22 protein-coding genes, 1 tRNA gene and 1 other RNA gene are annotated in these 26,488 nt (G+C 65.2%); 12 read left to right on the forward strand and 12 right to left on the reverse strand.

Features of this window, described 5'->3' with window-relative positions; all coding sequences use genetic code 11:
• The first annotated feature begins 66 nt into the window (after window positions 1-66).
• Entirely contained in the window at window positions 67-1,482 is a 1,416-nt protein-coding gene (locus ACZY0Q_RS14290) for a stealth family protein (RefSeq protein ID WP_463918654.1), read from the forward strand.
• A gap of 63 nt (window positions 1,483-1,545) precedes the next feature.
• On the opposite strand, the gene ACZY0Q_RS14295 is transcribed toward ACZY0Q_RS14290, so the two are convergent.
• The 3 genes from ACZY0Q_RS14295 to ACZY0Q_RS14305 form a co-directional block, all read right to left on the reverse strand.
• Entirely contained in the window at window positions 1,546-2,478 is a 933-nt protein-coding gene (locus ACZY0Q_RS14295; protein ID WP_463917819.1) for a phosphodiesterase, read from the reverse strand.
• Between the two features lie 121 nt (window positions 2,479-2,599).
• On the reverse strand, window positions 2,600-3,127 hold the full coding sequence (locus tag ACZY0Q_RS14300) for a glutathione peroxidase (protein ID WP_463917821.1): 528 nt from the start codon (window positions 3,125-3,127) through the stop codon (window positions 2,600-2,602).
• An 81-nt stretch (window positions 3,128-3,208) separates the two neighbouring features.
• Window positions 3,209-4,555, reverse strand: coding sequence for a M23 family metallopeptidase (locus tag ACZY0Q_RS14305; RefSeq protein WP_463917822.1), 1,347 nt, complete (start codon window positions 4,553-4,555; stop codon window positions 3,209-3,211).
• Window positions 4,556-4,719: 164 nt separating this feature from the next.
• Here ACZY0Q_RS14305 and ACZY0Q_RS14310 point away from each other — a divergent pair, with 164 nt between their 5' ends.
• On the forward strand, window positions 4,720-5,637 hold the full coding sequence (locus ACZY0Q_RS14310; RefSeq protein WP_463917824.1) for an oxygenase MpaB family protein: 918 nt from the start codon (window positions 4,720-4,722) through the stop codon (window positions 5,635-5,637).
• Window positions 5,638-5,758: 121 nt separating this feature from the next.
• Here ACZY0Q_RS14310 and ACZY0Q_RS14315 read toward each other — a convergent pair.
• Window positions 5,759-5,846 (reverse strand) — tRNA-Ser (locus ACZY0Q_RS14315).
• 312 nt (window positions 5,847-6,158) lie between these two features.
• On the opposite strand from ACZY0Q_RS14315, the gene ACZY0Q_RS14320 reads away from it, so the two are divergent.
• The 4 genes from ACZY0Q_RS14320 (at window position 6,159) to recR (ending at window position 10,784) form a co-directional block, all read left to right on the forward strand.
• Window positions 6,159-6,485 (forward strand): hypothetical protein, encoded by a 327-nt coding sequence (locus ACZY0Q_RS14320; RefSeq protein ID WP_463917825.1) that lies wholly within the window; start codon window positions 6,159-6,161, stop codon window positions 6,483-6,485.
• 118 nt (window positions 6,486-6,603) lie between these two features.
• Window positions 6,604-6,700, forward strand: an RNA gene (gene ffs, locus ACZY0Q_RS14325) — signal recognition particle sRNA small type.
• A gap of 110 nt (window positions 6,701-6,810) precedes the next feature.
• Window positions 6,811-10,122 (forward strand): DNA polymerase III subunit gamma and tau, encoded by a 3,312-nt coding sequence (locus ACZY0Q_RS14330; RefSeq protein ID WP_463918655.1) that lies wholly within the window; start codon window positions 6,811-6,813, stop codon window positions 10,120-10,122.
• Between the two features lie 62 nt (window positions 10,123-10,184).
• Window positions 10,185-10,784: a recombination mediator RecR gene (recR, locus tag ACZY0Q_RS14335; RefSeq protein WP_056348564.1), complete on the forward strand. Its 600-nt coding sequence runs from the start codon at window positions 10,185-10,187 to the stop codon at window positions 10,782-10,784.
• A gap of 44 nt (window positions 10,785-10,828) precedes the next feature.
• On the opposite strand, the gene ACZY0Q_RS14340 is transcribed toward recR, so the two are convergent.
• From ACZY0Q_RS14340 to ACZY0Q_RS14350, 3 genes are all read right to left on the reverse strand, one after another.
• Complete coding sequence (locus ACZY0Q_RS14340; RefSeq protein ID WP_463917826.1) at window positions 10,829-11,905, reverse strand: hypothetical protein; 1,077 nt, start codon at window positions 11,903-11,905, stop codon at window positions 10,829-10,831.
• Window positions 11,906-12,098: 193 nt separating this feature from the next.
• Window positions 12,099-13,250 carry an ABC transporter permease gene (locus ACZY0Q_RS14345; protein ID WP_463917828.1) on the reverse strand — a complete coding sequence of 384 codons (1,152 nt, stop codon included), beginning with the start codon at window positions 13,248-13,250 and terminating at the stop codon, window positions 12,099-12,101.
• On the reverse strand, window positions 13,247-14,218 hold the full coding sequence (locus tag ACZY0Q_RS14350) for an ABC transporter ATP-binding protein (protein ID WP_463917829.1): 972 nt from the start codon (window positions 14,216-14,218) through the stop codon (window positions 13,247-13,249). Before ACZY0Q_RS14350 ends, ACZY0Q_RS14345 begins: the two co-directional genes overlap by 4 nt.
• Window positions 14,219-14,433: 215 nt before the next feature.
• On the opposite strand from ACZY0Q_RS14350, the gene ACZY0Q_RS14355 reads away from it, so the two are divergent.
• Window positions 14,434-15,792, forward strand: coding sequence for an aspartate kinase (locus ACZY0Q_RS14355; protein WP_463917831.1), 1,359 nt, complete (start codon window positions 14,434-14,436; stop codon window positions 15,790-15,792).
• A gap of 90 nt (window positions 15,793-15,882) precedes the next feature.
• Here ACZY0Q_RS14355 and ACZY0Q_RS14360 read toward each other — a convergent pair whose 3' ends face one another.
• Together ACZY0Q_RS14360 and ACZY0Q_RS14365 are read right to left on the reverse strand one after the other, a co-directional pair.
• A complete protein-coding gene (locus ACZY0Q_RS14360) occupies window positions 15,883-16,098 on the reverse strand; it encodes a hypothetical protein (RefSeq protein WP_463917832.1) in 216 nt (71 codons plus the stop codon).
• Window positions 16,099-16,230: 132 nt separating this feature from the next.
• Window positions 16,231-16,473, reverse strand: a complete 243-nt coding sequence (locus ACZY0Q_RS14365) for a hypothetical protein (RefSeq protein WP_463917834.1) — start codon at window positions 16,471-16,473, stop codon at window positions 16,231-16,233.
• A gap of 80 nt (window positions 16,474-16,553) precedes the next feature.
• Here ACZY0Q_RS14365 and ACZY0Q_RS14370 point away from each other — a divergent pair, with 80 nt between their 5' ends.
• From ACZY0Q_RS14370 to ACZY0Q_RS14385, 4 genes are read left to right on the forward strand one after another with little or no spacing between them, the layout of a single operon-like run.
• On the forward strand, window positions 16,554-17,036 hold the full coding sequence (locus ACZY0Q_RS14370) for a MarR family winged helix-turn-helix transcriptional regulator (protein WP_463917836.1): 483 nt from the start codon (window positions 16,554-16,556) through the stop codon (window positions 17,034-17,036).
• A gap of 55 nt (window positions 17,037-17,091) precedes the next feature.
• Window positions 17,092-17,667, forward strand: a complete 576-nt coding sequence (locus ACZY0Q_RS14375; RefSeq protein WP_463917838.1) for an SSI family serine proteinase inhibitor — start codon at window positions 17,092-17,094, stop codon at window positions 17,665-17,667.
• Complete coding sequence (locus ACZY0Q_RS14380) at window positions 17,645-18,580, forward strand: 3-methyladenine DNA glycosylase (RefSeq protein ID WP_463917840.1); 936 nt, start codon at window positions 17,645-17,647, stop codon at window positions 18,578-18,580. Before ACZY0Q_RS14375 ends, ACZY0Q_RS14380 begins: the two co-directional genes overlap by 23 nt.
• Window positions 18,577-18,930, forward strand: coding sequence for a serine protease inhibitor (locus ACZY0Q_RS14385; RefSeq protein WP_463917842.1), 354 nt, complete (start codon window positions 18,577-18,579; stop codon window positions 18,928-18,930). The genes ACZY0Q_RS14380 and ACZY0Q_RS14385 overlap by 4 nt, the downstream gene beginning before the upstream one ends.
• 83 nt (window positions 18,931-19,013) lie before the next feature.
• On the opposite strand, the gene ACZY0Q_RS14390 is transcribed toward ACZY0Q_RS14385, so the two are convergent.
• From ACZY0Q_RS14390 to ACZY0Q_RS14400, 3 genes are all read right to left on the reverse strand, one after another.
• The gene (locus ACZY0Q_RS14390; protein WP_463918656.1) at window positions 19,014-22,187 is read right to left on the reverse strand and encodes a S8 family serine peptidase; all 3,174 of its coding nucleotides are present in this window, start codon (window positions 22,185-22,187) and stop codon (window positions 19,014-19,016) included.
• A gap of 306 nt (window positions 22,188-22,493) precedes the next feature.
• On the reverse strand, window positions 22,494-25,466 hold the full coding sequence (locus ACZY0Q_RS14395; RefSeq protein ID WP_463917844.1) for an exo-alpha-sialidase: 2,973 nt from the start codon (window positions 25,464-25,466) through the stop codon (window positions 22,494-22,496).
• 307 nt (window positions 25,467-25,773) lie between these two features.
• Window positions 25,774-25,959: a hypothetical protein gene (locus tag ACZY0Q_RS14400; RefSeq protein ID WP_463917846.1), complete on the reverse strand. Its 186-nt coding sequence runs from the start codon at window positions 25,957-25,959 to the stop codon at window positions 25,774-25,776.
• A 276-nt stretch (window positions 25,960-26,235) separates the two neighbouring features.
• Here ACZY0Q_RS14400 and purS point away from each other — a divergent pair, with 276 nt between their 5' ends.
• Window positions 26,236-26,487 carry a phosphoribosylformylglycinamidine synthase subunit PurS gene (gene purS / locus ACZY0Q_RS14405; protein ID WP_056631212.1) on the forward strand — a complete coding sequence of 84 codons (252 nt, stop codon included), beginning with the start codon at window positions 26,236-26,238 and terminating at the stop codon, window positions 26,485-26,487.
• Window position 26,488: the final 1 nt, after the last annotated feature.

The following is a 26,488-nucleotide window of genomic DNA, read 5'->3' on the forward strand; positions in this document are numbered from 1 at the left end:
CCCGATGTAGTCCGGCACAAGGGCAGGTATGCCCTGATCAACCACAACCGGACGCCGTACCAGGCCATGGTCGAGGACCTGTTGTTCCTGCGTGGTGTCCTGGCGGGCGAAGGCCTGGACTACCTGCTGGTCCGGGGCAACAACGACCGTCCGGTCATCGCCCTGGACTGGAAGGACCGCAAGAAGCTGCGGGCAGCCCTGGTGGAGGCCTGCCGCAACGAGCCGGTCTACTCCATGACCGTGGACGCGAAAAAGAAGTCCTCCGTGCTGGTGGCCGACGGCGATCTCTCCCCCAACCGCCAGGCCCGCATCTTCCGCCTCTACCGCCCGCGGGTTGAGCCCGACGGCGGTTTCGAGTTCGGTTCCTCCGCCGGCGTCCAGATTGAGCTCTGGAGCTTTGAGGGCGATCAGCTGATCCTCCCGATCGAAAACTCCCTGACCCGCCGCACCATGCAGTCCCAGGACGCTGTCCGTGGGACGGTTGAACGTTACGGACACACCTGGCCCACCATCGAGAACATGTTCGCCGATCACGCCAGCGACATCAGCTTCGACATCGATCTGGTCTTTTCGTGGGTGGACGGCAGCTCGCCCGATTACATCGCGGCCCGCCGCGCCCAGCAGAAGGGTGTGGTTCTCGGCGAAGGCGACGACAACGAAGCCCGCTTCCGGCAGATCAACGAACTCAAGTACGCCCTGCGCTCGGTGTACATGTTCGCGCCCTGGATCCGCCGCATCTTTATCGCCACGGACTCCCCCGCCCCGGAGTGGCTCGCCGAGCACCCGTCGGTGACCATCGTCCGCAGCGAGGAATTTTTCGCCGATCCCACAGTGCTGCCCACGCACAACTCGCAGGCCGTGGAATGCCAGCTCCACAACATCGAGGGCCTCTCCGAGCACTTCCTTTACTCGAACGACGACATGTTCTTCGGCCGGCCTGTGGGCCCGGACATGTTCTTCACTCCGGGCGGTGTCACCAAGTTCATCGAGGCAGAGACCCGGATCGGGCTGGGCGACAACGATGCCGAGCGCAGTGGCTTCGAGAACGCGGCCCGCGTTAACCGGAAGCTGCTCTGGAACCGCTTCGGGCGGATCACCACACGGCACCTTGAGCACACCGCCGCCCCGCTGCGGCGCAGCGTTGTGGCCCGGATGGAGCGTGAGTTCCCGGAGGAGTTCCAGAAGACGGCCGGCAGCAGGTTCCGCGCCGCGGACAACATCTCGGTCACCAATTCCTTCTACCACTACTACGCCCTGCTCACGGGCCGTGCGGTCACCCAGACCGCAGCCAGGGTGCGGTACGTGGACACCACCGCCCGCGCCGGGCTGAACTACCTGCCCAAGCTGCTGGCCAAGCGGAACATGGACTTCTTCTGCCTCAATGACGGCAGCTTCCCCGAGGTCCCCGCCGACGAGCGCGCCGAGATCGTGACCGATTTCCTGGAGAAGTACTACCCCATCAAGGCGCCCTGGGAGCTCTGAGGTCTGCGGCCCCAACGTTGGACTTGCCGACGTTGGGGGCTGCTGCCCGCCGGCCGAGCATGGCTAGATGGCGTAGTTCGGCAGGGCGACTTTTCTGGTGCCGGCTGTTTTTGCGTTGTCGGGGATGCTGACGCCCGCGGCGGCCAGGCGCTCGGCCGTCATTTCCGGGGTGACATGCTCGCCTACGGTGGCCGCATTCCCCAGCGGAACCACGGAGTGGACAATGGTGTGTTCGTAGACGTGCACCAAGTTGAAGGCCTGCCCGCCGTCCCGGCCGCGCGTACCGCCGACGGGGACGTTGAGGTCCTGGGTGTAGCACGTCGCCGAGGCCACGGAGACAGGAATCCCGGCAAAGGTGGCGGTGGTCGAGTAGTGCAGATGCCCGGCAAGAATGGTCCGGACGTCGGAGTTGCGGACCACCGAAGCCAGGCTGGCCTGATCCCGCAGTTCCACGAGCACCGAAAGGTCCAGGACCGACGGGACCGGCGGATGGTGGAGCGCCAGGATGGTGCCGTCGGGGGCCGGGGTATCCAACTGGCGGGTGAGCCAGCCCAGCTGTGACGGGCTTAGCTCGCCGTGGTGGTAACCCGGGACCGAGGTGTCCATGGTGATGATGCGCAGGCCATTGATGAAGTAACTTCGGTCCACCGGTGCATCACTCGCCGGCTCGTCCAGCAGCCCGGTCCGGAAATTGGCGCGGTTGTCGTGGTTGCCCATCGCCCAGATGACTTGGGCGCCCATGTCCTCGCAGGCGGGATCAACAATTGCCCGGAGCTTTGCGTAGGCTTGAGGGTCGCCTTGATCGGCGAGGTCGCCCGTGAAGATCACGGCCTCGGGCCGCGCGCCGGAAGCCCTGACCTCTTCGAAAAGCTGAATGAGCTTGGCTTCGCTGTCAACTGCGCCGTAAAGGGGATCCGGACCTCCCAACAGGTGGGGGTCGCTCAGGTGGAGGAGGAAGTGGCGTGGCCGGGGGTGTTCGGCCTCGATGTGCTTCATTGCTGCCTCTGTGGTTGGTGGGAAACGGCGTTTCCCTTCTACCCTTCAGTAACTATTATCCAACCAGATAATAGGAAAACTGTGGGTAAATCTGCGGCCAAGTTGGCAAAAACTAAAAGATTTACGATCCGGAACGTTCCGGGATCGCCCCCGGTCCGTCAAATTCGGCCAGAGCCGTTTCTACGGCATCGATAACCTCGGCGGAGTCCGGCTCCACGGTGGGCGCGAAGCGTGCCACCACTTCACCGTTGCGGTTGACCAGGAACTTCTCAAAGTTCCATTTCACCAGTCCGGGCAGCACACCGGTCTTGAACTTGGTCAGCTCGGCATAGAGCGGATGCTGGTCCTTGCCACGCACGTTGGCCTTGGCCGTCAGCGGGAAGGTGACACCAAAATTCCGCTCGCAGAACTCGGCGATCTCGCTGTCGTTTCCCGGCTCCTGGCCAGCGAATTGGTTGCACGGGACTCCGAGCACCTCGAAGCCACGCTCGCGGAACTTCTCGTAGAGCGTCTCCAGCCCCGCGTACTGAGGCGTGAACCCGCAATTTGACGCCACGTTCACCACCATCACCACGTTGCCTTTGAACCGGCCAAAATCGGCTTTGGTGCCGTCGTTGAGGGTGAGGGGAATGGTGTACAGGTCTGTCACAGCGCCGTCCTTTTAAGGTTGGTCATGCAGGTGATTCGTTGCCAACCATCAAGGGTACGGGTGCAGTCTGGGAGTTTGCCGTCAGCGGTTCGCCGTCTCGGACCCGGTTGCGGTGTCTGTAGGCGTGGCGGCGGCTGTTGCTGCTGTTATTGCTGTTGGAGAACCGGTGCTCGATGTGACTGGTGGCTCCACCGCAGGCGCCGGCGTCGGCGTCGCGCTCGACGTAGGCCTGAACGGCCGCGACCTGGAGACAGTGGGCGTTGGCGACGGGGACGCGCTCGTCGTCGGAGCAGGTGAGGTGCCCGTGGCGGTGGGTGACGTCGTCGTCGGTGTGGCGCTTGAGGTTCCCGTCGGCGATGGCGTCGTCCCGGGCGTGGACGGCGTCGGGGAGGGTGACGCTGTCGAAGTGGCTGTTTCCGTCGCCGTTTCGGTTGCTGTTTCTGTCGCAGTTTCCGACGCCGTGGGGTCCGGCGATGCGGATTCCGGCGACGTAGGGTCCGACGACGGCCCTTCCGTGGGTGCCTCATCCTGCGGTTCCGGCGTGGCTACCGGCGGTTCCACTGGCGGAGCTTCGGACAGTTCCTCTTCACCGCCCAGGACCGTATGGCTGTTGTCCTGAGTGACCGGGATGGCCCAGCGCTGCGCGCCGGCATCATCCGCCGGCTTGGCCTCATAGCTGACCATGGCTATGTCCTCGAGATTGTCCAACTGACGAATCCTGAGGAGTGTCCAGTTCATTGGGCTGGTGTGCTTGCCGTTGAGGATGGTTTCGAAATGCAGATGGCACCCCGTGGACCACCCCGTGGTGCCAACCCTGGCAATGACTTGGCCCACTTGCACGGAGTCCCCGGTCCGGACGGCCACCGCCTCCAAGTGGTTGTACGTGGTGATCAGCCCGTTGCCGTGGTCTATTTCCACGCGGTTCCCGCCGCCCCAGGGGTGCCAGCCAGCGGCCCTGACCACGCCGGCGTCGGCCGAATAAACCCTGGTGCCGCAGCCTGCGGCGAAGTCCTGGCCCAGGTGGAAATCGCCGCCCGCACCGGTGATCGGGCTGACCCGGAACCCGAAAGGAGAGCTTGGGGCGAGGAGTTCAAGGGGCGCCATGAGGGACCCCTCCGGCGGGCGCGTGAGCCCGGCCGAAGCCACATTGAGCGGGGCGCTCCCCCCCACGGCGATGGTCCTGACCAGAGTGCGGTTGAACGGAACCAAGGCCCGGCTGTCCGTCAGGAAAGCACCGGCCGGCCCAGTCAGGCCTACGTGTCCGGCACCGACAGGCACTGCCGGGCTGTGTTCAACGGGGGGCGTTCCAGGGAATCCAACGGCGAAGAGTGACGCGGCAACAATGGCGCTGGCGGCCAGCACGCGCACAGCCATAACGCAGCCGCCCGCAGGCTCCTTCGCCCGGCCGGATCCCCAATGATTGCCCACTCGCTACTCCCGGATTGGCCCATCAGACCCCGGATCCAGACGGACTTACCACTTCATGGGACCACAAAGCTCCGGGCATGTGAACCCCCGCGCCGATAAGGCTGCGGATATTATGTGGATCCGCATCGAAGCATGCCCGCCGGGCCGTGGGCGAGAATGGTGGCATGCGAAATTTCCTCAGGGAATGGCAAGGCGAAATCAAACGAGTATTCACCGGCAGCACGGACGGCCCGCCCGATTGGGTTCCGCGGCTGGCCGAGGGGGACGACGCCGGCTATCACTTGCCCGGCTCGGCCGTCTGGGCGGTGCACGGCTCTATGGCCACCATTGTGGCCGGGGTCCGGGCGCTCCTCATGCAGGCCTTGCATCCGGGAGCACTGGCGGGAGTCCACGAGCACTCCGATTTCCGCGCAGATCCGCTGAGCCGGCTGGCCCGGACCATCCGCTGGATCTTCACTGTCACCTATGGCCCGCAGGCCGCCGCGGACGAGGCTTCTTCCCGGGTCCGTCGCCTGCACGAGCCTGTGCAAGGGAGCTACGCTGACGGGCACGGCGGCGAGCGAAGCTACGCGGCCAACGATCCGGAACTCGCCCGCTGGGTCCACATCGCCTTCGTGGATGCCTTCCTCGCGGCCCACAAAATCTGGGGTGCCGAGATCCCCGGCGGCCCGGACGCCTATGTCCGTGAGTGGGCCCAGGCCGGGCGGCTGATGGGAATAGTGGACCCACCCCTCAGCGAGTCCGAAATGCGGGAGCAACTGGACCGCTGGTATAAGAACGGTGAACTCGTGGCGGACAGCAGGGTTGCCGAGACCGTTGAGTTCATCCGCAACCCGCCGCTGCATCCGTTGCTGCGTCCTGGCTACCGGATCATTTTCGCCGGCGCTGTTTACAGCCTGGAGCCGAAGTACCGCCGGATGCTGGGGCTCCAGGTCCCCCGGCTGGGGCCGTTTCCGCTCCCCGTGAGACTGGCGACGAAGGCGACTCTCGGCGTCGTACATCTTGCCCTTGGACGCGGGCCGGGACCCAGCGAGCAGGCGGCCCGGGAGCGCCTCCGCCGCCTCGGCTACGCGGACAGCTGACCCGGACAGCCAGCCTGGGCACGTGGGATCCAGCCACGGGACAAGGTTCCGTTTGAAGAAACGGCCCTGCTTGAAGAAAGCAAAAACCCGGCCCTGACGAGGTCAGAACCGGGTTTTTTGCTGGCGGAGAATGGGGGATTTGAACCCCCGAGGGCGTTAACCCAACACGCGTTCCAGGCGTGCGCCATAGGCCGCTAGGCGAATTCTCCAGCTGCTTTCGAATCAAAAGCAGATACTAGACTACCTGAACTTTCCGGCATCGCCCAATTGGCCCGGCGGACTATTACCGCGGCCACGCACCCCTCACTCCATTTGGCTGCTTAACGTAAAAATGGACGCCCCCAATGCGCCCATTCCTCCGATACGCCGTTGAGCTGCCGGGTCCGGCCCTCCAGCCAGGCCCCGCAGCTCACAACCTTGAGATTGCCCCAATCGGTGTACATATCCATGATCGGCCCTACCCGCCGGATAAGCAATGAAAATTGCTGCCGCTAGCCCTGCGTTCTTGGCAGGATGAGGCCATGACACAGCTGCACGCCTTGGTGGTTTACGTTCCTGACACCCACACGGAGGCGCTGCTCGCGGCAATCGGCGACGCCGGCGCCGGCAGGATCGGGAACTATTCACACTGCACCTTCACCTCCCCCGGCACCGGGCGCTTCACTCCGTTATCTGGCGCCAAGCCATTCATCGGGGCGGTGGACGCGGCCGAGCGTGTGCCGGAAACACGGGTGGAGTGCGTTGTGGAGGAAGAGATGCTCGACGCCGTTGTGCTGGCACTCCGCGCGGCGCACCCCTACGAGGAGCCGGCAATTATGACCTGGCCCGTGGACGGCTGTCGACGCTAGCTAGTTTGGCTGCAGGCTTTGAACCGCTTTCGTGGCCGCGGGACGGCACCCCAAAGAGGCTACGGACGGCCACCACACTGGCCGTCCGGACCTTCCCGAATCTTCGGGTAAACTTGTCTGCGGCCCCTCATGTGGCGTCATCCTGTTGAACTCCCCCAGGACCGGAAGGTAGCAAGGGTAAACGGGCTCTGGCGGGTGCATGGGGGGTCTTTACTATTCCCCCACAGGGCGGCAGAACGTCAGCCCGGATTGGTAGGGTTTTCTCGTGACTGTTACTACCACCGCCCTTTACCGCAGGTACCGCCCGGACTCTTTCGCTGACGTTATCGGGCAGGAACACGTCACGGAGCCGCTGATGACGGCGCTGCGGAAAAACCGCGTCAATCACGCCTACCTCTTCTCCGGCCCCCGCGGTTGCGGAAAGACCACCTCCGCCCGCATCCTGGCCCGCTGCCTCAACTGCGCCCAAGGCCCCACGGATACGCCCTGCGGTACGTGCCCCAGCTGCATTGAACTGGCCCGCGGCGGCTCAGGCTCCCTGGACGTCATCGAAATCGACGCCGCCAGCCACGGTGGCGTGGACGACGCCCGCGACCTCCGCGAACGCGCAACGTACGCTCCGGTCCGTGACCGCTACAAGATTTTCATCATCGACGAGGCCCACATGGTCACCTCGGCCGGGTTTAACGCGCTGCTGAAAATTGTTGAAGAGCCGCCGGAGCACATCAAGTTCATCTTCGCCACCACGGAGCCGGACAAGGTCATCGGCACCATCCGCTCCCGCACGCACCACTACCCGTTCCGGCTTGTCCCGCCGGAGCCCCTAATGGCTTACCTGGAGCTGCTCTGCAACCAGGAAAACGTTCCCGTGGCACCGGGCGTTCTATCCCTGGTGGTCCGGGCCGGCGGCGGCTCAGTCCGCGATTCCCTGTCTGTATTGGACCAGCTAATGGCCGGCGCCGGACCCACCGGCCTCGATTACGAGCTGGCCGTTGCCCTCCTTGGCTATACGCACGCATCGCTGCTGGATGACGTGGTGGAAGCTGTGGCTGCCTCAGATGCCGCCACCGTTTTCCGGGCTGTGGACCGTGTGGTGCAGACCGGCCACGATCCCCGCCGCTTCGTCGAGGACCTGCTGGAACGCTTCCGCGACCTCATCATCGTCCAGGCCATGCCCGAAAGCGCACAGGTCATCCTCCGCGGCATGCCTGCGGATCAGATCGCCCGGCTCCAGAACCAGGCGCACAACCTCGGCGCCTCCGAGCTGTCGCGCGCCGCTGATGTCACCAACACTGCGCTGACCGAGATGACCGGCGCCACGTCCCCCCGGCTGCACCTCGAGCTGCTCTGCGCCCGCATCCTGCTCCCCAGTTCGGAACAGACCGAACGCGGCATCGCTGCCCGGATCGACCGTGTGGAGCGGCGCCTGAATTACGCAGGGAACGACGTCGGTGCTCCCGCTCCGGCAGGCGCGGGAGTTTCGGCTGACCCCACTGCGGTTGCTCCAGTGCCAGCAGCGGCAGCGCAGGGTGCTGCTGCACCAGCAGCGGCAGCGCAGGGTGCTGCTGCACCGGCAGCGGCACCCGTTGCAGCACCACCTGCCGTACCACCCGCTTCTGCCCCACCCGTTTCTGCCCCACCCGCATCCGAGGCGCCAACTGCAACACTTCCGGGTGGTTCGGTTCCGGCCGCGGCGCCACAAGGTGCGGCGGCGCCGGTTCCTGCGCGGCAGCCTTCAGTGCCAGCCGCTGCCGGTCCCGGGCCTGCCCGGCCCCAGGCCATCGGAGCGGAAGACGCACGGCCGTCGCTGACGCCGCCCAGGGTCAGCACCAACGACTGGCCGGTTGACGAGTCCGCAGGCCGGCGGCCCGTTTCCACGCCGCAGGCAACCGGTCAGCCCACCCGGGAGGCCAGGCCTGACGCCACCCGCGACGTTCCTCCGGCCACCCCTCCGGCAAGCACGGACGCTGTCACGGCTCCTGCCACCGCGGCCTCTGCCTCGGCCGCAGCAAGCACAGGTGCGGCTGGCACCGGCGATGTCGAGGTTCTGCGCCGCGCCTGGCCGGAAGTCCTGCAGACGCTCTCCAAGATCAAGCGCAGCACGTGGGCCCTGGTTGAGCCGAACTCCCAGGTAGGGGCCTTTGACGGCCAGGTCCTGACGCTTTCATTCACCACCACCGGGTTGGCCGGCGCCTTTGGCCGGGCTGACCACGCTGAGAACCTGCGGCAGGCGATCCACAAGACGGTAGGCATTGACTGCCAGATCACGGCAGTCGCCGGTGGCGCCGCCAACAGTGCAGCGAGCGCTGAGCCAAACCCAAAAGCACCGGCTAGCCCGGAGGTTCCGGCCAGTTCGGCCGATGTCGCGTGGGGCCTGGCCCCTGCCAGCGCCGTTTCCACCCCTGCCGCCCATGCCAGCGCGCCCGCACCTTCCCCTGCCCCCTCCCCCGCGACGCAGGCTCCTGAACGTTCTGTGCTTCCTGCCACTCCTGAACCGGCTGTCCTTCCTGCCGCTGCGGCGTCGCCCGCCGCTGCGTCACCGTCCACAGTCCCAGCGGATCCCGTCCAGTACACCGGCGCCCTCAGCGCACCGGCAGCCACCGAGTCCGCCGAGGTACCAGCCGCCCAGGGTCAGTCGGAGCCAACTGAGCCTGATTCCACTGCCGGCTCGTACGCCTACTCCGATGACGACTGGGGCCCGCCGCGCGACGAAGATGCTCCGCCGCTGGACGAGGAACCCCCCATGGACTGGGATCCGTCGGCTCCTGTTGCGCCACTGCTATCACCATCACAGCCTGGGCCTTCGGCGGCCGCACCCGCCAAGCGGCCTGCTCGAGGTACCTCAAAGGCTGCAGCAGCAAAGACGTCCCCAGCCAGGACCTCACCGGCTACATCTGCCGCTGCTCCGTCACAGCCCGATGCGTCACTGGATCCGTGGGGCCGGGCCGTCGAGCAGGCTCCGGGCGTATGGGTTGTTGGTACCGAACCCAATGTTGGCAAAAGCCTCAACACGCCCGTCCCTGAAGAGGCCGCTAGCGCCGCTCCCGCCCCCAGCTACGAGCCGGCCACCGCCCAGGTCCCTCAGAAGTCACCTGTCGTTAGCCAGTCCGAGGCCGACGCCAGTTGGGGCTTGCCGCCCGTGGCTGGTGCCGCAACGTCCGGCGTTGCTGCGCAGCAACCAGCCACGCCACAAGAAGACGCCGCACCACCACGACCCGCACCAGAAACCGCGGCGCCCCGTAGTACGGCGCCAGCCGGCCAAGTCCCGGCAGCTCCGGCAGCCCACGCGGAGGAAGCGGTGGTTCCCGAACGGGCCGAGGTCCGTGAATACGCCATGGCGTCGACGGCTCCGGCCGCCGCGCCACTGCAGCCGGCACCGGCAACCTCCGAGTCCGCTGCTGCCGCCCGGCAGAGTCTTTACCAGCGCCTATCCAACAGCCCCGAGGCCGAAGCCGGGCGCGCCAAGGCTCCGGCAAGGGCTGCCGCCGCCACCTACGTCCAGGACATTCCGAGCGCGGACGACGAAACCATCGAGGAATCCGGCGTCTTCGGACGCGCCGCCGTCGAGCGTATTCTGGGCGGCAAGCTGATCGAGGAGCGATCCCCGGACGGAAGCCCCATCGTTTCGAGGTTCTAGGCACCTGCAGCACGTGCTCCCGCAACTCCCATCACCATCCAAGCCAACCAAAAGAGGAAAACGTGTACGAAGGTGCAGTCCAGGAGCTGATTGACGAGCTCGGACGGCTTCCCGGTGTCGGTCCCAAGTCCGCCCAGCGGCTTGCCTTCCACATCCTCGAAGCGGACCCCCAGGACATGAAGCGACTCGTGGAAGCCATCACCATGGTGAAGGAACGCGTGAAGTTCTGCACGGTATGCGGCAACGTCACCGAGCAGGAATTGTGCAACATCTGCCGCGATCCCCGGCGGGACCCGTCAGTCATTTGTGTGGTGGAGGAGTCCAAGGACGTCCTCGCCGTGGAGCGCACCCGATCCTTCCGCGGCCGCTACCACGTGCTGGGCGGGGCCATCAACCCCATTGCCGGCGTAGGGCCCGAGCAACTCCGGATCCGGGAACTCCTGACCCGGCTCAACGACGGCGCCATCCAGGAAGTCATTATCGCCACCGACCCCAACCTCGAAGGCGAAGCAACGGCCACGTACCTGGCCCGGATGCTGAAGACCATCGGCATCGTGGTAACCAGGCTGGCGTCCGGTCTGCCCGTGGGCGGCGATCTTGAGTACGCCGACGAGGTCACACTCGGCCGCGCCTTCGAAGGCCGCCGCAACGCCCTGACCTGATCTGGCCTGGCCTGGCCTGACCTGACCTGATCTGTTGGACGGGTTCAGGCGGCAGGGTTGAGCCGTCGTCGGGCAGCGCGGTGGCCGCCTGCCAACAGAATGCCTGCAGCCCCGGACTGCGTGCCAACGCCGATCAGTGCCAGCGGCATTTCAGCGCCTGTCTTTTCATGGTCCTGGCCCTCCACACAAGGCACCTGGGTGCCTTCCGCTGCGTGCTGCAGCTCCCCGGGGAGCCAATCAAAGGCATTGTCCTTAGACTCGGCTTCACTGGCAATCAGCGCCAGGATCACCATCGGATTGCTCGTTGCCATCCAGAAGATCCGCTCAGTATGGTAGACCTCGACGATGCCACGGAGCTCCGGCGAACACCTATACGAGACAACCGTGCCGAACTCGTCCCGTTGAATGTTGATGGCCACCAGCACCGGCTCGTACGCCCTCACGCTGGGCAGCAGCGCGATCACCGCTACGACATTTCCAACCAGAAGCAACGCTGCGACGCCCCACGCCAGAACCCTTCCCCGCTGACCTTCAAACCACAGCGCAGCGCCCACGCCAACGCCGGCGAAAACCAAGACTTCAAGCATCATCAGGACATACGTCACCCCGGCAACTGCGGGCGAGGACTCAGACCAGAACGCGAGCAGTAGCAGGAAAACGGCAGAAACGCTGGCGAAGACCAATCCTTTGGCACTGCTGCGCGCCCAGTCCACTATTGGGCCGTCCGCAGCACCCTCGACGGGATCCTGCCCAGCGCCGCGCCGCACGTTCCCCCACCGGACAGCGAGTACACAGCTCGCCAGCACCAGCATTGCGGCCGTGAGCAGGTACACCCACGTATGGGATTCCGGCGGCAGGTCGCCACCGGTGACTAGGACGATCACCAACAGCGTCCCGGTGCCCCAGCAGAGACCCAGAACGGCAGCGCTCCCCCACCAGAAGCGGCCAGAGCGGACAGTCAGCAGCGCCGTTGCCAACACACTGTCAACGAGCAACCGAATCTGGACGCCGCCCGGGGACGCGGTGTCCCCGGCGTCGTCTTCGTCGTCGTACTGGTTTTTTCCGGCGCCAATCGGTTCGTACAGAGGTTCGTCGCCGGCCGGATCTTTCCCGTCAGCCACGGGCCTCATCCGCCACTTTCCTAGCGGCCACGTGCCGCCTCCATCCCTTTGGACAGGCCCAGCCCCGACAGTCAGCTGCCACGTCGGCCAGCTAACCCAATCGTGATCCGCTGAAGCAGGCCTGTCCAGTACCCCGGCGGTCCAGTGACCCTGCCGTCAAGGTAGGGACTGTCACGGCAGGGGCACACCGGCTTTAGGCTATGCGGGTTCCGCGCGCCAGCCTGTGCGCCGGGGTGCGCAGCGAGCGCCAACCCAGCCACATCAGCAGCCCGGCAAGCAGCAACTGCAGGCCAAGCCCCAGCGGCCACAGGGGAGTGGACTGCGCCAAGTACTGCGGCTTGGCCTCGCCGTTGGCGCAAGGGTATGTGCCCTCCGGACCGGCCATGGCGTAGCGTGCACCCTGGCTGATGGATTCGATGGCCCCCACCGGTGACGACATGCCGAAGCCACTGTTAACGCGGACCGTGTAGGGGATGGCGTCAGCCACCACCACGTAGGGGTTCATGGCAAGCATCCACGCCACCCTTTCGGTGCGCACGACCGGCTGGGCGCGCAGCGGTCCGGAGCAGGTGTACGCCGGTTCCTCCGGCACCGTGTCGTCGGGTACCGGCCGCAACTGTTCATAGTTGCGGTACTGCGCCTGGTTGGCCATGACGGTGCCCTGCGAGAGTCCGGTGCCAAGGCCAAAGGCAATCAGTGAACCGAAAACCAGCCCGGCCACTGCAAGGTACGTGACCACAATCGAGAACAGCGGGCGCCCCGCCAACGCGGAAATTCCGACGCCGATGGCACACACCACGCCCACTTCGACGGCCAGCATCAGCAGGGCCACGAGAACATGGCCGGGCGTCATGCCGCCGAGGGCGACTCCAATGATCAGGAACGGAGTGCTGGCCACCAGGAATGCCAGGGCGGCGGCCCACGCGGCGAAGAACTTGCCCCACAGGATCTGGCCCGGCCGCAGCAGGGTCACCTGAAGGATGGCCAGGGTGCCGCCGGCGCGGTCACCGTTGACGGCATTGGCGGAGAGCGCGGGCGCCACCAGCAACGCGAAAAGCAGGACAAAGGCCAGGACCACTTCGAAGATCATGGACCCCGGCCCGGTGTCGGGCGGCATGTAGTTGGAGTAGGCGCGTTGGGCTTCGCGCTGGGCATTCCAGCTGGCCCACGTCAGCCAGGTCACCAGGCCCGTCAGGATGAACCAGATCGCCAGCATGATGTACCAGCCGCGGGACCGGAGCCGCTGTTTGAGTTCCAGGACCACCACATCCCGGATACCGGCAAGGTAGCCGGCACCAAAGCCGGACGCCGGCGGGCGCTGCGTTGTATCTGTCAGCTGGCTCATCGCCGCTCCCCCTCAAGGTTCATGTACGTCTCTTCCAGGGCACCAGACGCGGGGGCAAAGGAACTGACCCCGACGCCGGCCAGGACCAGGTCGCGCAGGAGGCGGGCGGCGTCGTCGTCGTTCAGCAACACCAGGCTGACGGCTGGCCGGCGGCCGTCCTCAACCCGGAATGCCAGGCCCAGTTCCGTGAGTTTGGCGGCGAGCGCGGGACCGTCGGTTGCCGAGATGGCGTAGCGCCTGCCGGAGGCGGAAGCCTCGTCAGTGGTCTGGTGCCGGACCGTCTTCCCCTGGTTGACGAACACCGCGGCGTCGGCAATCTCGTCCAGCTCGCTGAGTACGTGGGAGGAGACCACTATGGATTTGCCCTCCGCCGCGAGCTGCCGCAGCATCACGCGCAGCTCCACCCGCGATCCCGGGTCCAGGCCGGACGCCGGCTCATCGAGTAGGAGCACGGACGGATCGTGGATCAGGGCACGGGCCAGGCTGAGTCGCTGCTGCTGCCCTCTGGACAGGACGCGGGCCGGCTGGTCCGCCAGGTCGCTCAGGCGGACCCGGTCCAGCATCGCGGTGACGCGCTGCTGGATGCCGGCCTTGGGCAGCTGGTAGAAACGGGCTATCTGCGTAAGGATTTCGCGGGCAGTCAGGGACTCCCACACCCCGAGGGTGTCCGGCATCCAGCCAATTCTTTTACGCACTTCCGCGCGGTGGTGCTGCGGGTCCAGCCCATCCACCGTGATGGTGCCTGAATCCGGCGCCAACAGCGAAGCCAGCATGAGCAACAGGGTGGTCTTACCGGCCCCGTTAGGGCCTATCAGGGCGGTGACTTTACCCGCCGGAGCATGGAAATCCATGTGCTCGACAGCGTGCACCTGCCCGAAGCTGCGGCTCACCGCAGTGGCGCTGATGCCATCCTGGTGAGCGCTTTCCGGCTGGGCCGGAATGCCTATTTTCTCCCAATTTTCTGTCATTTTCCGAGCACCTGTCCCCCGAGCCGTTCATGCATACCGACTATACGAGCCTACGCCTGAGCCAACGGGCGCAGTATCCGCCGGAAGGCTGAGATTTGGACACAATTCCGCGTCCGGCCACAGGCGGCGATAAACTGGGCTGACACGTCACGCCGTCCAGCCGCAAGGCCGTGCCTGACCTCCAGAACTCCGATTGATCCAGTGAAGGTACGCGCATGAGTACGCCCACTTCCGAAGTGCACGCAGCAACGCAGCCACAGGAGCTGCCCGAATCCGCTGCCGTGACCAAACAGCTGATCGTGCAGAAGTTCGGCGGCTCCTCCGTGTCGGATGCTGAGGGCGTCAAGCGCGTCGCAAAGCGCGTGGTCGACGCACAGCGCGCCGGCAACGAAGTGGTGGTGGTCGTTTCGGCCATGGGCGACACTACCGACGAACTCCTGGACCTCGCCGCGCAGGTGACCGACTCCGCCCCTGCCCGCGAGATGGACATGCTCCTCTCGGCCGGTGAGCGCATCTCCATGGCCCTGCTGGCCATGGCCATCAACAAGTTCGGCGCCTCAGCACAGTCCTTTACCGGCTCCCAGGCCGGCATGATCACCGACGGCATCCACGGCAAGGCGCGAATCATCGACGTCGATCCGCACCGCATCCGTACGGCGCTGGACAAGGGGCACATCGCGATCGTGGCCGGCTTCCAGGGCATGAGCCGCAGCACCAACGAGATCACCACCCTGGGCCGCGGCGGCTCGGACACCACCGCCGTCGCCCTGGCTGCCGCGCTCGACGCCGATGTCTGCGAGATCTACACGGACGTTGACGGCATCTACACCGCAGACCCCCGCGTGGTGCCGTCCGCCCAGAAAATTGACACCATCTCCAGCGAGGAAATGCTGGAACTCGCGGCGTCCGGCGCAAAGATCCTGCACCTGCGCTGCGTTGAATACGCGCGCCGGTTCGGCGTGCCGTTGCATGTCCGGTCCTCATTCAGCCAGAACGAAGGCACCTGGGTCATCCCCAGCGCCGAAGACAAGATCACCACTCAAGAGGGAGTTGCCTTGGAGCAGCCAATCATCTCCGGCGTTGCACACGACCGTTCCGAAGCCAAGGTCACCGTGGTGGGTGTACCGGACATCCCCGGCAAGGCCGCGGCGATCTTCCAGGTCATTGCCGACGCCCACTCGAACATCGACATGATCGTGCAGAACGTTTCCACACATGGCACGGGCCGGACGGACATTTCCTTCACGCTCCCCATCGTCGAAGGCGCGGAGGCCCTGGCAGCGCTCAAGGCCGCGCAGCCGGACATCGGCTTCGAGAACATCGAATACAACGAACAGATCGGCAAACTGTCTCTGATCGGGGCCGGCATGCGCTCACACCCGGGCGTCTCCGCAACGTTCTTCAAGGCACTGTCCGACGCCGGGATCAACATCAACATGATCTCCACCTCGGAAATCCGGATCTCCGTTGTGACACATGCCGATCTCCTCGATGACGCCGTCCGTGCCATCCACAAGGCCTTCGACCTGGACAGCGAGGACGAGGCAACCGTCTACGGCGGCACCGGGCGCTAGGCGGAACGCTCCTTCCAAGACAACGCGGGGTCACTTTTGGCCCGATAACCTTCGTTTATCGGGCCAAAAGTGACCCCGCGTTGCATTTGTTCAGCCCTGCTTTTCCAATTCTTCGCGGCGCACTGCATAGTGATGACCTTCGGAATCGGTTTCCACTACGAAGTGGGAAAGGTCCTCATCAGAGGCCTGCTCGTAGTCATCATGCTTGTGGACGACGGGCGAATCCGTGTCCAGACGTGTTGCCGGCCCGAAGACAAAACGGAGCCTGTCAGTCACGTGCATAAAGCCGGTGAGCGCATGTCCCATTGTTTCCACCCCCTTCCCGCGTTGCGGGTGAAAGAGCCGCTACCTCCTGTTGGAGTCAGTGCCCCTATTTTACGCCCGCGGCCACAAAAAGCGCCTTGTGAGGTTCGGCCTGATGGGACGGCCGGGAGAGGTTCAGCGGAGGGACTGGTCGTCCGGGTTCCTGGGCACAACATAGGTACTGCCGTCCGGGCGGGTGAGCGTTTCCCATTGCTGGGTTTCCCGCTCGCGCTGAGCAAGGAGTGCCCGGTTATCTTCGGTCATGTCATGCACCAGGGAACTCCGGTTGGCCGGGCCGAAAATTGCCCGGAGCTTCCCGGTTGCCCGCATGAACCGCTGGGATGCGTTGCCTTTGTCCGCCGACTTGCCTGTGCCCATGAAAGTGACCCCTTCGATAGAACCATCTACTCGCTCCAGTGTACGCTAACAATTAGTGCACTAACTATTGGAGGAATGTGATGACGGTACGGGCCGGCGCCGCGCGGCAGCAGGACGATGACCTCCTCTTGGAGCAGCAGCTCTGTTTTGCCCTGACCGTGGCATCCAGAAGCGTAGTGGGCGCCTACAAGCCCGTCCTCGAGAAGCTCGGACTCACGCACCCGCAGTACCTCGTGATGCTGTGCCTCTGGGAATCGGCACCCCGTACCTTGCGCAGCATCAGTGACGCCCTGGTGCAGGCGCCGGCCACCATCTCACCGCTTCTTCGACGGCTGGAGGAGGCAGGCTTTATTACCCGCCATCGGGTGGACGGAAATGAACGCAGCCTTGCCGTGGGTCTGACCTCCGCCGGCGACGCGCTGCGCCAGCAGGCCATCGCCGTCCCCGGCACCATGATGGAACGCCTGGGGCTGACCCGTGAACAGGTGGGCGAGCTGCACAAATCCATGATGGGGCTCATCGCCGCCACCGCCGGAACCGACGGGCACCCCGCCGGGGAGTAGACCCGTCGTCGAGTATCCAGGCAAGGCGTAAAATGGCAGCAACCTAGGAGGGTCCATGCGTTTGCGAAAACTACGGCCACTGCTGGCGGTCCTCGCCATTGCCGGGCTCGCAGCGTGTACCGGCACGCCCGATGGGACCGGGACTTCGTCCGCCACCCCGACAGCCAGTCCCACAGCCAGCCCCTCCGCCAGCCAGGGCACTTCGGCCGCCCCCGCGCCGGACACCGAGACCACCGTCCCGGCACCGTCACCTTCCGCACCGCCGGCCCCGACGGCAGGCCCCGGCGCCGGAAACGCCGAGCTTGCCATCATGGTCAAGCCCTCTCCCACTGAACCGGCGGTGAACTACACACTGGTTTGCCGCGATGGCCTCCCCACCGCTGAGAGCAAGCACCCCAAGCCCGAGGCCGCCTGCGCTGCCCTCAAAAACAACGCGGCCCTCCTCAGTCCGGCTCCCAGGAGCAAAGACGTGGCCTGCACCGAACAATACGGCGGCCCGCAGACCGCCACGGTCACCGGGATTGTGGACGATACTCCCGTGGGCACCGCGTTCGCGCGCACCAACGGCTGCGAAATCGGTGCCTGGAACGCAGCCCAGGACGTCCTGGGTGCCAGCGGTGGAGCAACTTAGCCTGCTGACGGCCGATGCCTCGCGTGCCCGCGAAGAAGCGCACGCCCAACGCGTCCGCCGTTACTCTGATCCCTACCTTGCCCGCCGTTCCGCAGGCCGGAAGCACCCGGTGGAGGACTTTCTTTTCACCTACTACACCCAGAAGCCTGGCCAGCTGCTGCGCTGGCACCCGGGAGCCGGCGTCGTACTAACCGGCGAAGCGGCGTCCGCCCGCATGGGCTGGAAGCACTATAGAACGCTCGACGACGGCGAGCTCGCCTCCCTGGGGCTGCCGCCAGGAACCCCTGCCGTGACGTTTGACCGCGACAAATTCCTGGCCGACCGGCACGAGGCTGTGGCTTTCGCGGACATCATTCTCCGCGGCACCGCTGCCCGGCCTGCGCAGTTCGGCTGCTTCGGGCTCCACGAATGGGCCATGGTCTACCGCCAGGATAAGTTCGACCTGCGCCATGAATACCTGCAGCTAAGACTGGGATCCGCCGGCACGGACAAAGTGGTGGAGGACAACAGGATCCGGTGCTCACACTTTGATGCCTTCCGCTTCTACACTCCCGATGCCATTGCGCTGAACGAACTGGCGCCCAGCCGCGAAAACCAGCGGCACATGGAACAGCCCGGCTGCCTTCACGCCAACATGGACCTCTACAAGTGGGCGTACAAGCTGCTGCCCGCGCTTTCCAGCGAACTGGTCATGGATTGCTTCGAACTGTCCTGGCGGATCCGGGCCATGGACATGCAGGCCTCCCCCTACGACCTCGCGGAGTGGGGCTACCCGCCCATCCGGATCGAAACCGCTGGAGGCAAAGCGGCCTACGTTGAGCATCAGCGGGCATTCGCGGCCGAGGCTGCCGCGCTCCGCGGGCGCCTGGCGCAGGCCTTGGCACCGCTTCGACCTGCGGGGAGGACGGTATGAAGGATCTGGAGTTGACCATCAGGGTCACGGAAGACCCCTACGCCCCCGAGTACGAATTCCGGCTAATAGTCCAAAATGGCCGCCCCGCGGACGGTTGCACGTTGCCGGATCCGGCAGGAGCGTTGTCAGCCATGGAACGCTTCGGCGAGGACATCTTCTTCCCCAAACCGGGTCCCCCGAAGCTTTGCACGCAGCAATACGGCGGGCCGCAGGTGGCCGTTGTGACCGGCTCCATCAACGGCCGTCCCGTCAGTGTGACTTTCCGGCGAACTGACGGCTGTGAAATCTCCCGCTGGCGCGCCATGGCTCCCCTGCTGGGCGGGACAACGGGTTCCCGCGGCGAGACCTGACCTTCGGCGGAGGCCTCCGCCACCGACGGAAACGCCGCCGGACCCAAGCGGTCCGGCGGCGTCCCCGTGCTCATTCTGAAGAGTTAGAGATCCATGTTGCGGTTTCCGGAGAACTCCGGGACCTCCTGCTTCTTCTTTTCCTTTTTGACCTTGTCCGTCTTGTCTTTCGATCCCGCGGCAGGGTTATCGGCCGTTTCATCATCAGGGACCACCACAGCACTGCCCGGTGTGACCACCACGGAGACGAACGTCGGCACACTCGAACCGGCGAACGTCACCCGGCCGATATATGAGCCCTCCGCGAGATCCTTCCACTGGAGCTTCACGATTCCTGCTTGGCCATTACCGAGCCGCAGCGGATTGGGGGTCACCGTTGCATTTCCTACATTGGCTCCCAGCACCGCTGCGTCCACGGACGCCTTGGTGGGCTGCCCATTGGGGCTTGCATAGAGGTTCACAAAAATCGTGTAAACCCCTGGCGCCGGGTTCGGAACCGAAAGCGATTCACTGGCGGAGGCAGTCTGGGCCAGCAGCGCCTGTCCCGCCGGGTTGAAGACCACCATGTCGAAGTCGGCGGCCTGGTCGGCTGAAAAGACGGAGAACTTTGCCAACGGCGATCCTGCCGGAACGGTGACCTCCTTGGCGAAGTTGGACGCGTTCGTTTCGAGGGCCAGCGGTCCGGGCACCAGCTCGATGGCCGAGGAGTCAGCCTTGGACAGACCATCCAAGGTGATCTTCACGGGCGCGTTGGTGCCGGAAACCACCGGGATGTCACCCTGCCCCTGGCCGCCTTCCGAGGCGAAGGCCAGGTTCGCTGGCGCCACCACCGACTGCGGACGGACAGCCACCGGCGATGCCACGCTCTTGCCGGCACCCTGCCAGACGAGGTTGCCCATGGCAAACTGCCCCAAAGCAGCGCTGGTGTTCTCGAACTTGACCTTGAAAGTGCGCTTCTCGCCGGCAGCATTAAAGCTAAGGATCGACGGCGTGACCGTCACCTTGATGCCGGGAACATCGGCCTTGGCCCGGTAAACGCCCGGGGTCAGCGCGGTAAGAGTCCGGGTGACCTCGGTCTTCCCAGTAAGCGCCCCCAGCGCGAACGAGGCAACGTTCATGTCCCGCGGCGCCGTTGATCCGAGATCCGGGATGCCCAGGTCCAGGCCCGTTCCCTGAATGAACTTCAGGTAGTCGTCCGCTGAATTGTCATAGACCAAGCCGGGATCCAGGACCCGCGCAATGTCCACCTGGCCGGCGCCGGTGGCGAAAACGTCACCGTTCCGGCTGCCGTCTTCGTTCTTGATATCAGCTGCCGTGGTCATCATGGCCGACTTGACGGTGGCCGGAGACCATGTGGGGTTCTTGGCCAGAATCAACGCCCCGAATCCGGCCACATGCGGCGCCGCCATTGACGTGCCGGACATCATGCCGAACTGGTCGCCGCCGGAACCGATGGGCGAAACGCCTGCCAGCACCGCTACGCCGGGCGCCGCCACGTCAGGCTTGAGCAGGTCTGAGCCGGTGGCAAGCAGCGGGCCCCGGGAAGAGAAGCCGGCGATCTGCGGCTGCGGCGCGGCCGGAAGCCCCGTGGTGTCCGTGTTCGCCAGGGCGACCTTGATCCCGGGGTTGGCAATGATCTTGTCCTTGATCTGCTGTGTGGCCGGCGGGTTCACGTGCACGGTGGGGACTGCGTGGCGGTCAAGGTCCTCGGAGGAGGTGGTCACGTTGACCAGGATCATGCCGATGCCGCCGGCACGCTGCACCTCGGCGCTCTTGGCTACGCGGTCCACCACCCCACGGTCGCAGACAACAATCTTCCCTGCTACCTTGGCGGGATCCAGGGCATTGGGTGCGCACAGTTCCGGGTTTGCTGCGCTGGCGGCTGCGGCACTTGCCGCCAGCACAACGTTGCTGGCAGGAACGGGAGCGGCCATAAGACTGGCGCCGCGGTACTTGCTGCCGTCCTCAAATTCGACGGTGCCCTGCAATTCCGTGGAGAAGGAGCTCGCGGCCACTGTGGTCAGCCACGGCGCGCCGTGGTTCACGGTGCTTGCGGTCGGCCCCGAGTTTCCGGCTGACGCGGCAACAAAGATTCCGGCTGAGGCCGCGGAGAGAAAGGCCAGCGAAACCGGGTCCGTAGTGGTTGAGGTACTGCCGGAGATGGAGTAGTTCAGCACATCCACGCCGTCCAGGACGGCTTGATTGATCGCGGCAACGGAGGCGGAGCTGTAGCACCCTCCGGTGGCCGGATTGTCGTCCTCCCAGCACACCTTGTAGACGGAGACCTTTGCAGCCGGTGCCACACCGCTGGTGACACCCATATCGGTTGCACCCAGGTTGGCCCGGACGTTCGCGTTGCCCGCAGCGGTGCTGGCGGTGTGCGTCCCGTGGCTTCCCACATCCACAGGCGAAATCAGTTCTTCGGGGGCACGGTTCTCCGGTGCCACGTACGCCATGTAGTCGTCAGCGAAGTAGCGGGCACTCAGGACTTTGGAGTTGCAGGCGCTGCCGTCAAAAGCGGCCCCAGTCCCCTGGCCCTTTTGGCACTCACCGACGAAGGTGTCGCCGTCGGATTTGAGCATGGCGATGTGGCCGTCCGCGGTGCGGTACGGAGCCCCCACCTGGGCCTGGCCGGTAAGGGGTTGCACGGCTTCCCCGGCGAAGAACGGGTTGGAGGGGGTGTAGCCGGAGTCAATAACGCCCACTACGACGCCTTTGCCGGCATTTTCCTGCCCGCCGAAGGCAGTCTTCCAGAGGCCGTTTTCTCCACTGAGCCCAAGGAAGTCCGTGGTGGAGTAATCCGGCGCGTTCTCCGTGTCCGGTGCCACTACCAGGACGGACGGGTCCTTGGCGAGCTTAACGGCCTGGTCGGCAGTCAGGTCGGCCGAAAACCCGTTGATGGCAGCCGTGTACTGGCGCTTGATCCGGATGCTTTCGGATCCGGCCACGGCGTTCTGCCTGCCCTCAAGGTGAGCCTGGTACTGCTGGACTTCGGGCCGGTCGGCGTCAAGCTTGCGGCCGTTCTGGGGCTTCGTCGCTGCGAGTCCGGGAGACCCACCCTCGTAGGTGGCCGCCGGTTTCTCGGCCAGCACCACAATGTAACGTCCGGCGGGGTAATCGCCGGGGTTGATCTTCTTTGAGGCAACTGCCGTGTTTGCTTCAGCGGGCGCCGCGGTAGCGGGGCTCAACGCCATCGAAGAAAGGAGCAGCGGTAAGCCCACGGCCAATGCCGTCGCCTTCCGGATACCCCCGCCCCGAATGGGGCTTTTTCCAGTTGATTTCACGAGCGACTACACCTTTCACGAGGAACGGCCGGCCACGTTGCCGGTCTGGAGCAGCTGGGAACGGCACACGACATTACAGATTTTGTAATGCTGTGACCAGCCGTTACAAACAGTACAGACTGAGAGCTGAATATGACATAGGACACATCGGGTGCATACGTCAATCATGCAGCTACAAGGGCGGGGCGGGAAGGCACAAAAGAAGACCCCCACGTGGGCCGGACTTTGGGTAAGTCCGGCTCCACGCGGAGGTCTTCGTTGGTTCTAGGAAACCACCATGGCTCAGCCCTTCGGCGTCACCTGCAGCCGGTCAAAGGAAACCTGCTTGCCGTCCTTGTCCAAAACCACAACGTCGTCGCGGCCGTAGTTCACATCGGAGGGCAGGATGAACTCCACCGTGTTGTCCGTGGCGGGGAAAATCCAGCCGATCCGGTAGCTCGTCTTATTCAGGTACACGTAGTACCACTGGCCGTAATCGAGACCCTTCAGGGTCACCTTCTGGCCGTTGCGGTACTTGTCCTGCGTGCCGAGATCGACGGGAGCCGCCTGCCCCTCGAGGTCCTGGACGGCGAGGACGGGGACCGTCTCGGGCTGTGCCGGCTGGAGGTCCAGCAGCAGTGCGCCGCCGGTCACCGTAGCTGTGACATGCTTGGCGCCGTTGGTGGCCATAGCTTCGAACGAGAGGGCGTCGAGGCGGCCTGCCTCGATGTCGGCCGCGGTCAGGACGTGCTCGCGCGTGGCCGTCACAGTCCCGCCCACGGCCAGGTTCGGCTCATTGATCGAGGCGTCCGGGGCGCTGAGCCCGGTGACGGCAACATTGCCGGCGTTGCCAACGGTGTAGGTGTACGAGACGGCATCGCCTTCACTGGCGTAACGGTCGCCGTCGGTGTCGGCCCACTCAGCGGAAACGGTGCCTTCCAGCTTGGCGTCGCGGACCTTGAGGTCCACTTCGCCGCCGTCGATCGTGTAGACCTTGGTGCTCTGGCCTGCGGAACTGACCTCCCAGGTGGTCTTTGGAACGAAGTAGCCCTGCGCGGCCTCCTCCGCGGTCACGGTGTGGCGCGGCGTGGCGCAGGTGTAGCCCTGGCCGGCCGGCAGCACGCCGTAGCGGCAGTTACCCGGGCCTTCGGGGACGAACGGGCTGAAGTTGCCGGCGGTGGGAACCACTTTCTCCACAAGCGGGCTCGTGTTGCTCACGCTGAACGTGTACGGAACAGCGTCGCCGGCGGCGTACGGCGCGGTGGCGAGGTCACGGCCGGAGTCGGCACGGGCGCCGCTGATGCTGGCGGAAACCAGACCATCACGAAGGGCCACCGCAGCCCCGGTGAACGGAACCGTCTTGGTGAGCGACGGCGTCGCGCTGGCTGTGATGGCGAAGCTTGCCTGGGGAATGAAGTAGCCGCGCTCGATGTCCTCTGTGGTCACCGTGTGCTTGGCCGTGGTGCAGTTATACGTGGCACCGGCAGCCAGGTTGTTGAACCGGCAGTTGGCGGCACTGGGTGCGCCGGGCGCGGGAGGCAGGAAACCGGACTCGAAGGTGCCGGAAACTGGGACCGAATTCGCCGTGACGTTCGCCGTGCTCTTGACGGCGAACGTGTAGCTCAGCACGTTGCCTGCCTGGTAGGGGCTGGCGATAACGTCACGGGCCGGGGCGGTTCCGGTGATGGTGAGTCCCACCTGCGGAGCCGACGGGACAGTGGCGGTAAAGGTGAACTGCGAAACCCGGCCATCCGACGTCGTAAATGCCGCGTTGAGGTTCTGCGGGCCGCTGGCGTTCGCCGGCGAGGTCAGGGCGACATTGACCGTGGCCGAGGCGCCGGGTGCGACGGCGGGCACGGGCACCGTGGTGGCGGTCCAGCCGGCCGGGGTGTAGACGGTGGCGGTGGCGCTGGTGAGCGTGGTGGCTTCCTGGTTGGTGACGGTGACGGCCACCTGCGAGGTGGCGCCGGGTGTGGTGGTCACGGCGGGCACGGACAGCGGGGCGCAGGCGTAGTTCAGCCACGCGTCGTCGAACTTCGCGAACTGGATGTTGTCGGTGTAGTTGCCCTCATAAAGGACGCCGAACTTGCCGTCCTCGAGGCGGGACACGGTGGAGTAGGCGGAGAACCCGGCGCGGATGGTGCGCACGCCGGGCCAGGTGGCGCCGTCGTCGCAGGAGATGCGGGCGGAGACGTTCTCGCGGCCGGTCTTGGAATTGGAGTTTGTGAAGATGAGCTTCTTGGCGTCCGCCGAGCCCTGTGCCGCGGCGGGGAACATCCGGGCGATGGAGCCGTTGTTGGCCGGGTCCGGCAGTTCGGTGTCCTGCGTGACGGGACCGTAGGTGGCGCCGCCGTCGGTGGAGATGGCCACCTTGCGGTAGCCCTGGTTGGCGTTGTCGCGCGAGTTCAGCATGACGCGGCCGTCGGAAAGCTCCACGGTTTTGTTCTCGTCCATGCGGTCGCCCACGTTGGCGCCCTTGTGCCAGGTGGCGCCATGATCGTCCGAGTACACGCTGTAAGCCTGGATCTTGTTGGTGCCGTCGGCCTGGCGCACATCGCCGGCGTACTGCTGCACCAGGCGGCCCTTGTACTGGCCGTACTTGAGCTGGATGCCCTCGCCGGAGGACGCGAAGTTGGAGCGGACGTCGCCGGCTACGGGGCTCGTCTTGCTGGTGCCCGGCTTGGTGACCTTGGTGATGAGGCGCGGCTGGCTCCAGGTGACACCGCCGTCGGAAGACTCGATGACGGCGGAGGAGATCACGTTGGGGTCGGCGTCGTTGTTACCGAACTGGCTGCCGAAGAAGCCCTGGTCCTTGGAGTACACAAACAGTGCGAAGACCTTGCCGGCCTCGGCGTCGTAAATGTAGGACGGGTCACTGTATCCGTACTTCGGGCCTACGGCATCGGCCACGTGGCCTGCCGCGATGACCTGCACGGGGCCCCAGGTCTGGCCGCCGTCGGTGCTGCGGCGCTGCACGATCGAGTTGGGATTGGGGGCGTCCGCTGCGCTGCCGGGACGGCCGTCCCATGAGGCGAGCACCACGTTGTTGCCCACATAGGCAAGGGCGGGAATCCGGTAAAAGAAGTTCGCCGCTGTACGGTCGGCGCCGATGTTGGCCTCCGCAAATGACCCGGGAGGTGCGGTGGGGCTGTTTGAGGGGATCGATGCCGCCTGCGCGGCGATCCCGGATCCGGCCAGCAGCGCCAGCGCCACCAGCCCGGCTCCTGCGGTCCGGCCAATATTCCGGTACCGGCTCCGCTGAGTGAAAATTCGCAAATCCATATCCTTTCAAGGCGCCGCGGGGCGGCGGATCGGGAGAATTCGGCCGTGCGGGCGGTCTCGGCACCCACGGGGATACCACCTGCCACATACGACGTCCTATGACCATAGTGTCTAGAACGTCACATGGCTAGGAGGTTCTGAAACAAGCTTGGGAGAACTCTGGGGCCGCGGCGCGGGGCCGGCATTTTGCAGCGGTGATCTGGCGCACCCCCTGGCGCTGGGCACAAAAATGGGCGCCCCCAATCGGGGGCGCCCAGTGGGGCTTGCCTAAATTCCTAAGGCCCGGGCCAGTCCTTGGCCGCTACTGCCTGGGCGTCCGGACCACGTCGCTGATCCACTGGCGCGTCTTTTCGTCCATGGGGCCGGTCACGTGCGTTTCCCGGGCAGCCCGGTCTGCCTTGATCTTCTGCAGAACCATCCGGCCCAGCCCGGCAAAAACGGCCACGGCCATCACCGGCAACAGCAGGGATTTCGATTTTTCAGCCATGCCGCAATCCTAGTGACGCTGCCTCCGCGAGGCTATAGCCGCTGTCGTCCTTCACCTCTCGAAAGTACTCCCCGCCGAGATGACTGTTGCCGATCCCACCGAATACAGGGTGCAGCGCTCGGCCCGGTAGAATGGGCTAGCAAGCTCGCGGAGCGCCCGTCCACGCTGTTCTAGGAACACTGTTCTAAAGACACTGTCCAAAAACATCCCGGAACGGCGTAAGACGGCGTGACTCCGCTGCGCCCTTACCCAATGCTCACGCACAGGAGTTGCCGGATGCCCCGGATCGTTGTTGACGTCATGCCCAAGCCCGAGATTCTGGACCCGCAGGGGAAGGCCATCGTGGGTGCACTCCCCCGTCTGGGCTTCACCAGCTTTAGCTCTGTCCGTCAGGGCAAGCGCTTTGAACTCACGGTTGACGGCGAGGTGACCGACGCAATCCTGGCCCAGGCCCGCGAAGCCGCCGAGACCCTGCTGTCCAACCCCGTGATCGAAGACGTCGTCAACGTCGAGGTCGTCGAGGCCTGAG

The organism is Pseudarthrobacter lactosi (assembly GCF_055412785.1).

What these genes read in the sequence shown, in the direction of transcription:
- ACZY0Q_RS14375 (WP_463917838.1), top strand. Translation starts at nt 17,092, where the DNA reads ATGCGTTTGCGAAAACTACGGCCACTGCTGGCGGTCCTCGCCATTGCC.
- ACZY0Q_RS14290 (WP_463918654.1), top strand. Translation starts at nt 67, where the DNA reads ATGGTCGAGGACCTGTTGTTCCTGCGTGGTGTCCTGGCGGGCGAAGGC.
- ACZY0Q_RS14295 (WP_463917819.1), bottom strand. Translation starts at nt 2,478, where the DNA reads ATGAAGCACATCGAGGCCGAACACCCCCGGCCACGCCACTTCCTCCTC.
- ACZY0Q_RS14310 (WP_463917824.1), top strand. Translation starts at nt 4,720, where the DNA reads ATGCGAAATTTCCTCAGGGAATGGCAAGGCGAAATCAAACGAGTATTC.
- ACZY0Q_RS14365 (WP_463917834.1), bottom strand. Translation starts at nt 16,473, where the DNA reads ATGGGCACAGGCAAGTCGGCGGACAAAGGCAACGCATCCCAGCGGTTC.
- purS (WP_056631212.1), top strand. Translation starts at nt 26,236, where the DNA reads ATGCCCCGGATCGTTGTTGACGTCATGCCCAAGCCCGAGATTCTGGAC.
- ACZY0Q_RS14385 (WP_463917842.1), top strand. Translation starts at nt 18,577, where the DNA reads ATGAAGGATCTGGAGTTGACCATCAGGGTCACGGAAGACCCCTACGCC.
- ACZY0Q_RS14370 (WP_463917836.1), top strand. Translation starts at nt 16,554, where the DNA reads ATGACGGTACGGGCCGGCGCCGCGCGGCAGCAGGACGATGACCTCCTC.
- ACZY0Q_RS14320 (WP_463917825.1), top strand. Translation starts at nt 6,159, where the DNA reads ATGACACAGCTGCACGCCTTGGTGGTTTACGTTCCTGACACCCACACG.
- ACZY0Q_RS14350 (WP_463917829.1), bottom strand. Translation starts at nt 14,218, where the DNA reads ATGACAGAAAATTGGGAGAAAATAGGCATTCCGGCCCAGCCGGAAAGC.
- ACZY0Q_RS14345 (WP_463917828.1), bottom strand. Translation starts at nt 13,250, where the DNA reads ATGAGCCAGCTGACAGATACAACGCAGCGCCCGCCGGCGTCCGGCTTT.
- ACZY0Q_RS14355 (WP_463917831.1), top strand. Translation starts at nt 14,434, where the DNA reads ATGAGTACGCCCACTTCCGAAGTGCACGCAGCAACGCAGCCACAGGAG.
- ACZY0Q_RS14360 (WP_463917832.1), bottom strand. Translation starts at nt 16,098, where the DNA reads ATGGGACATGCGCTCACCGGCTTTATGCACGTGACTGACAGGCTCCGT.
- ACZY0Q_RS14400 (WP_463917846.1), bottom strand. Translation starts at nt 25,959, where the DNA reads ATGGCTGAAAAATCGAAATCCCTGCTGTTGCCGGTGATGGCCGTGGCC.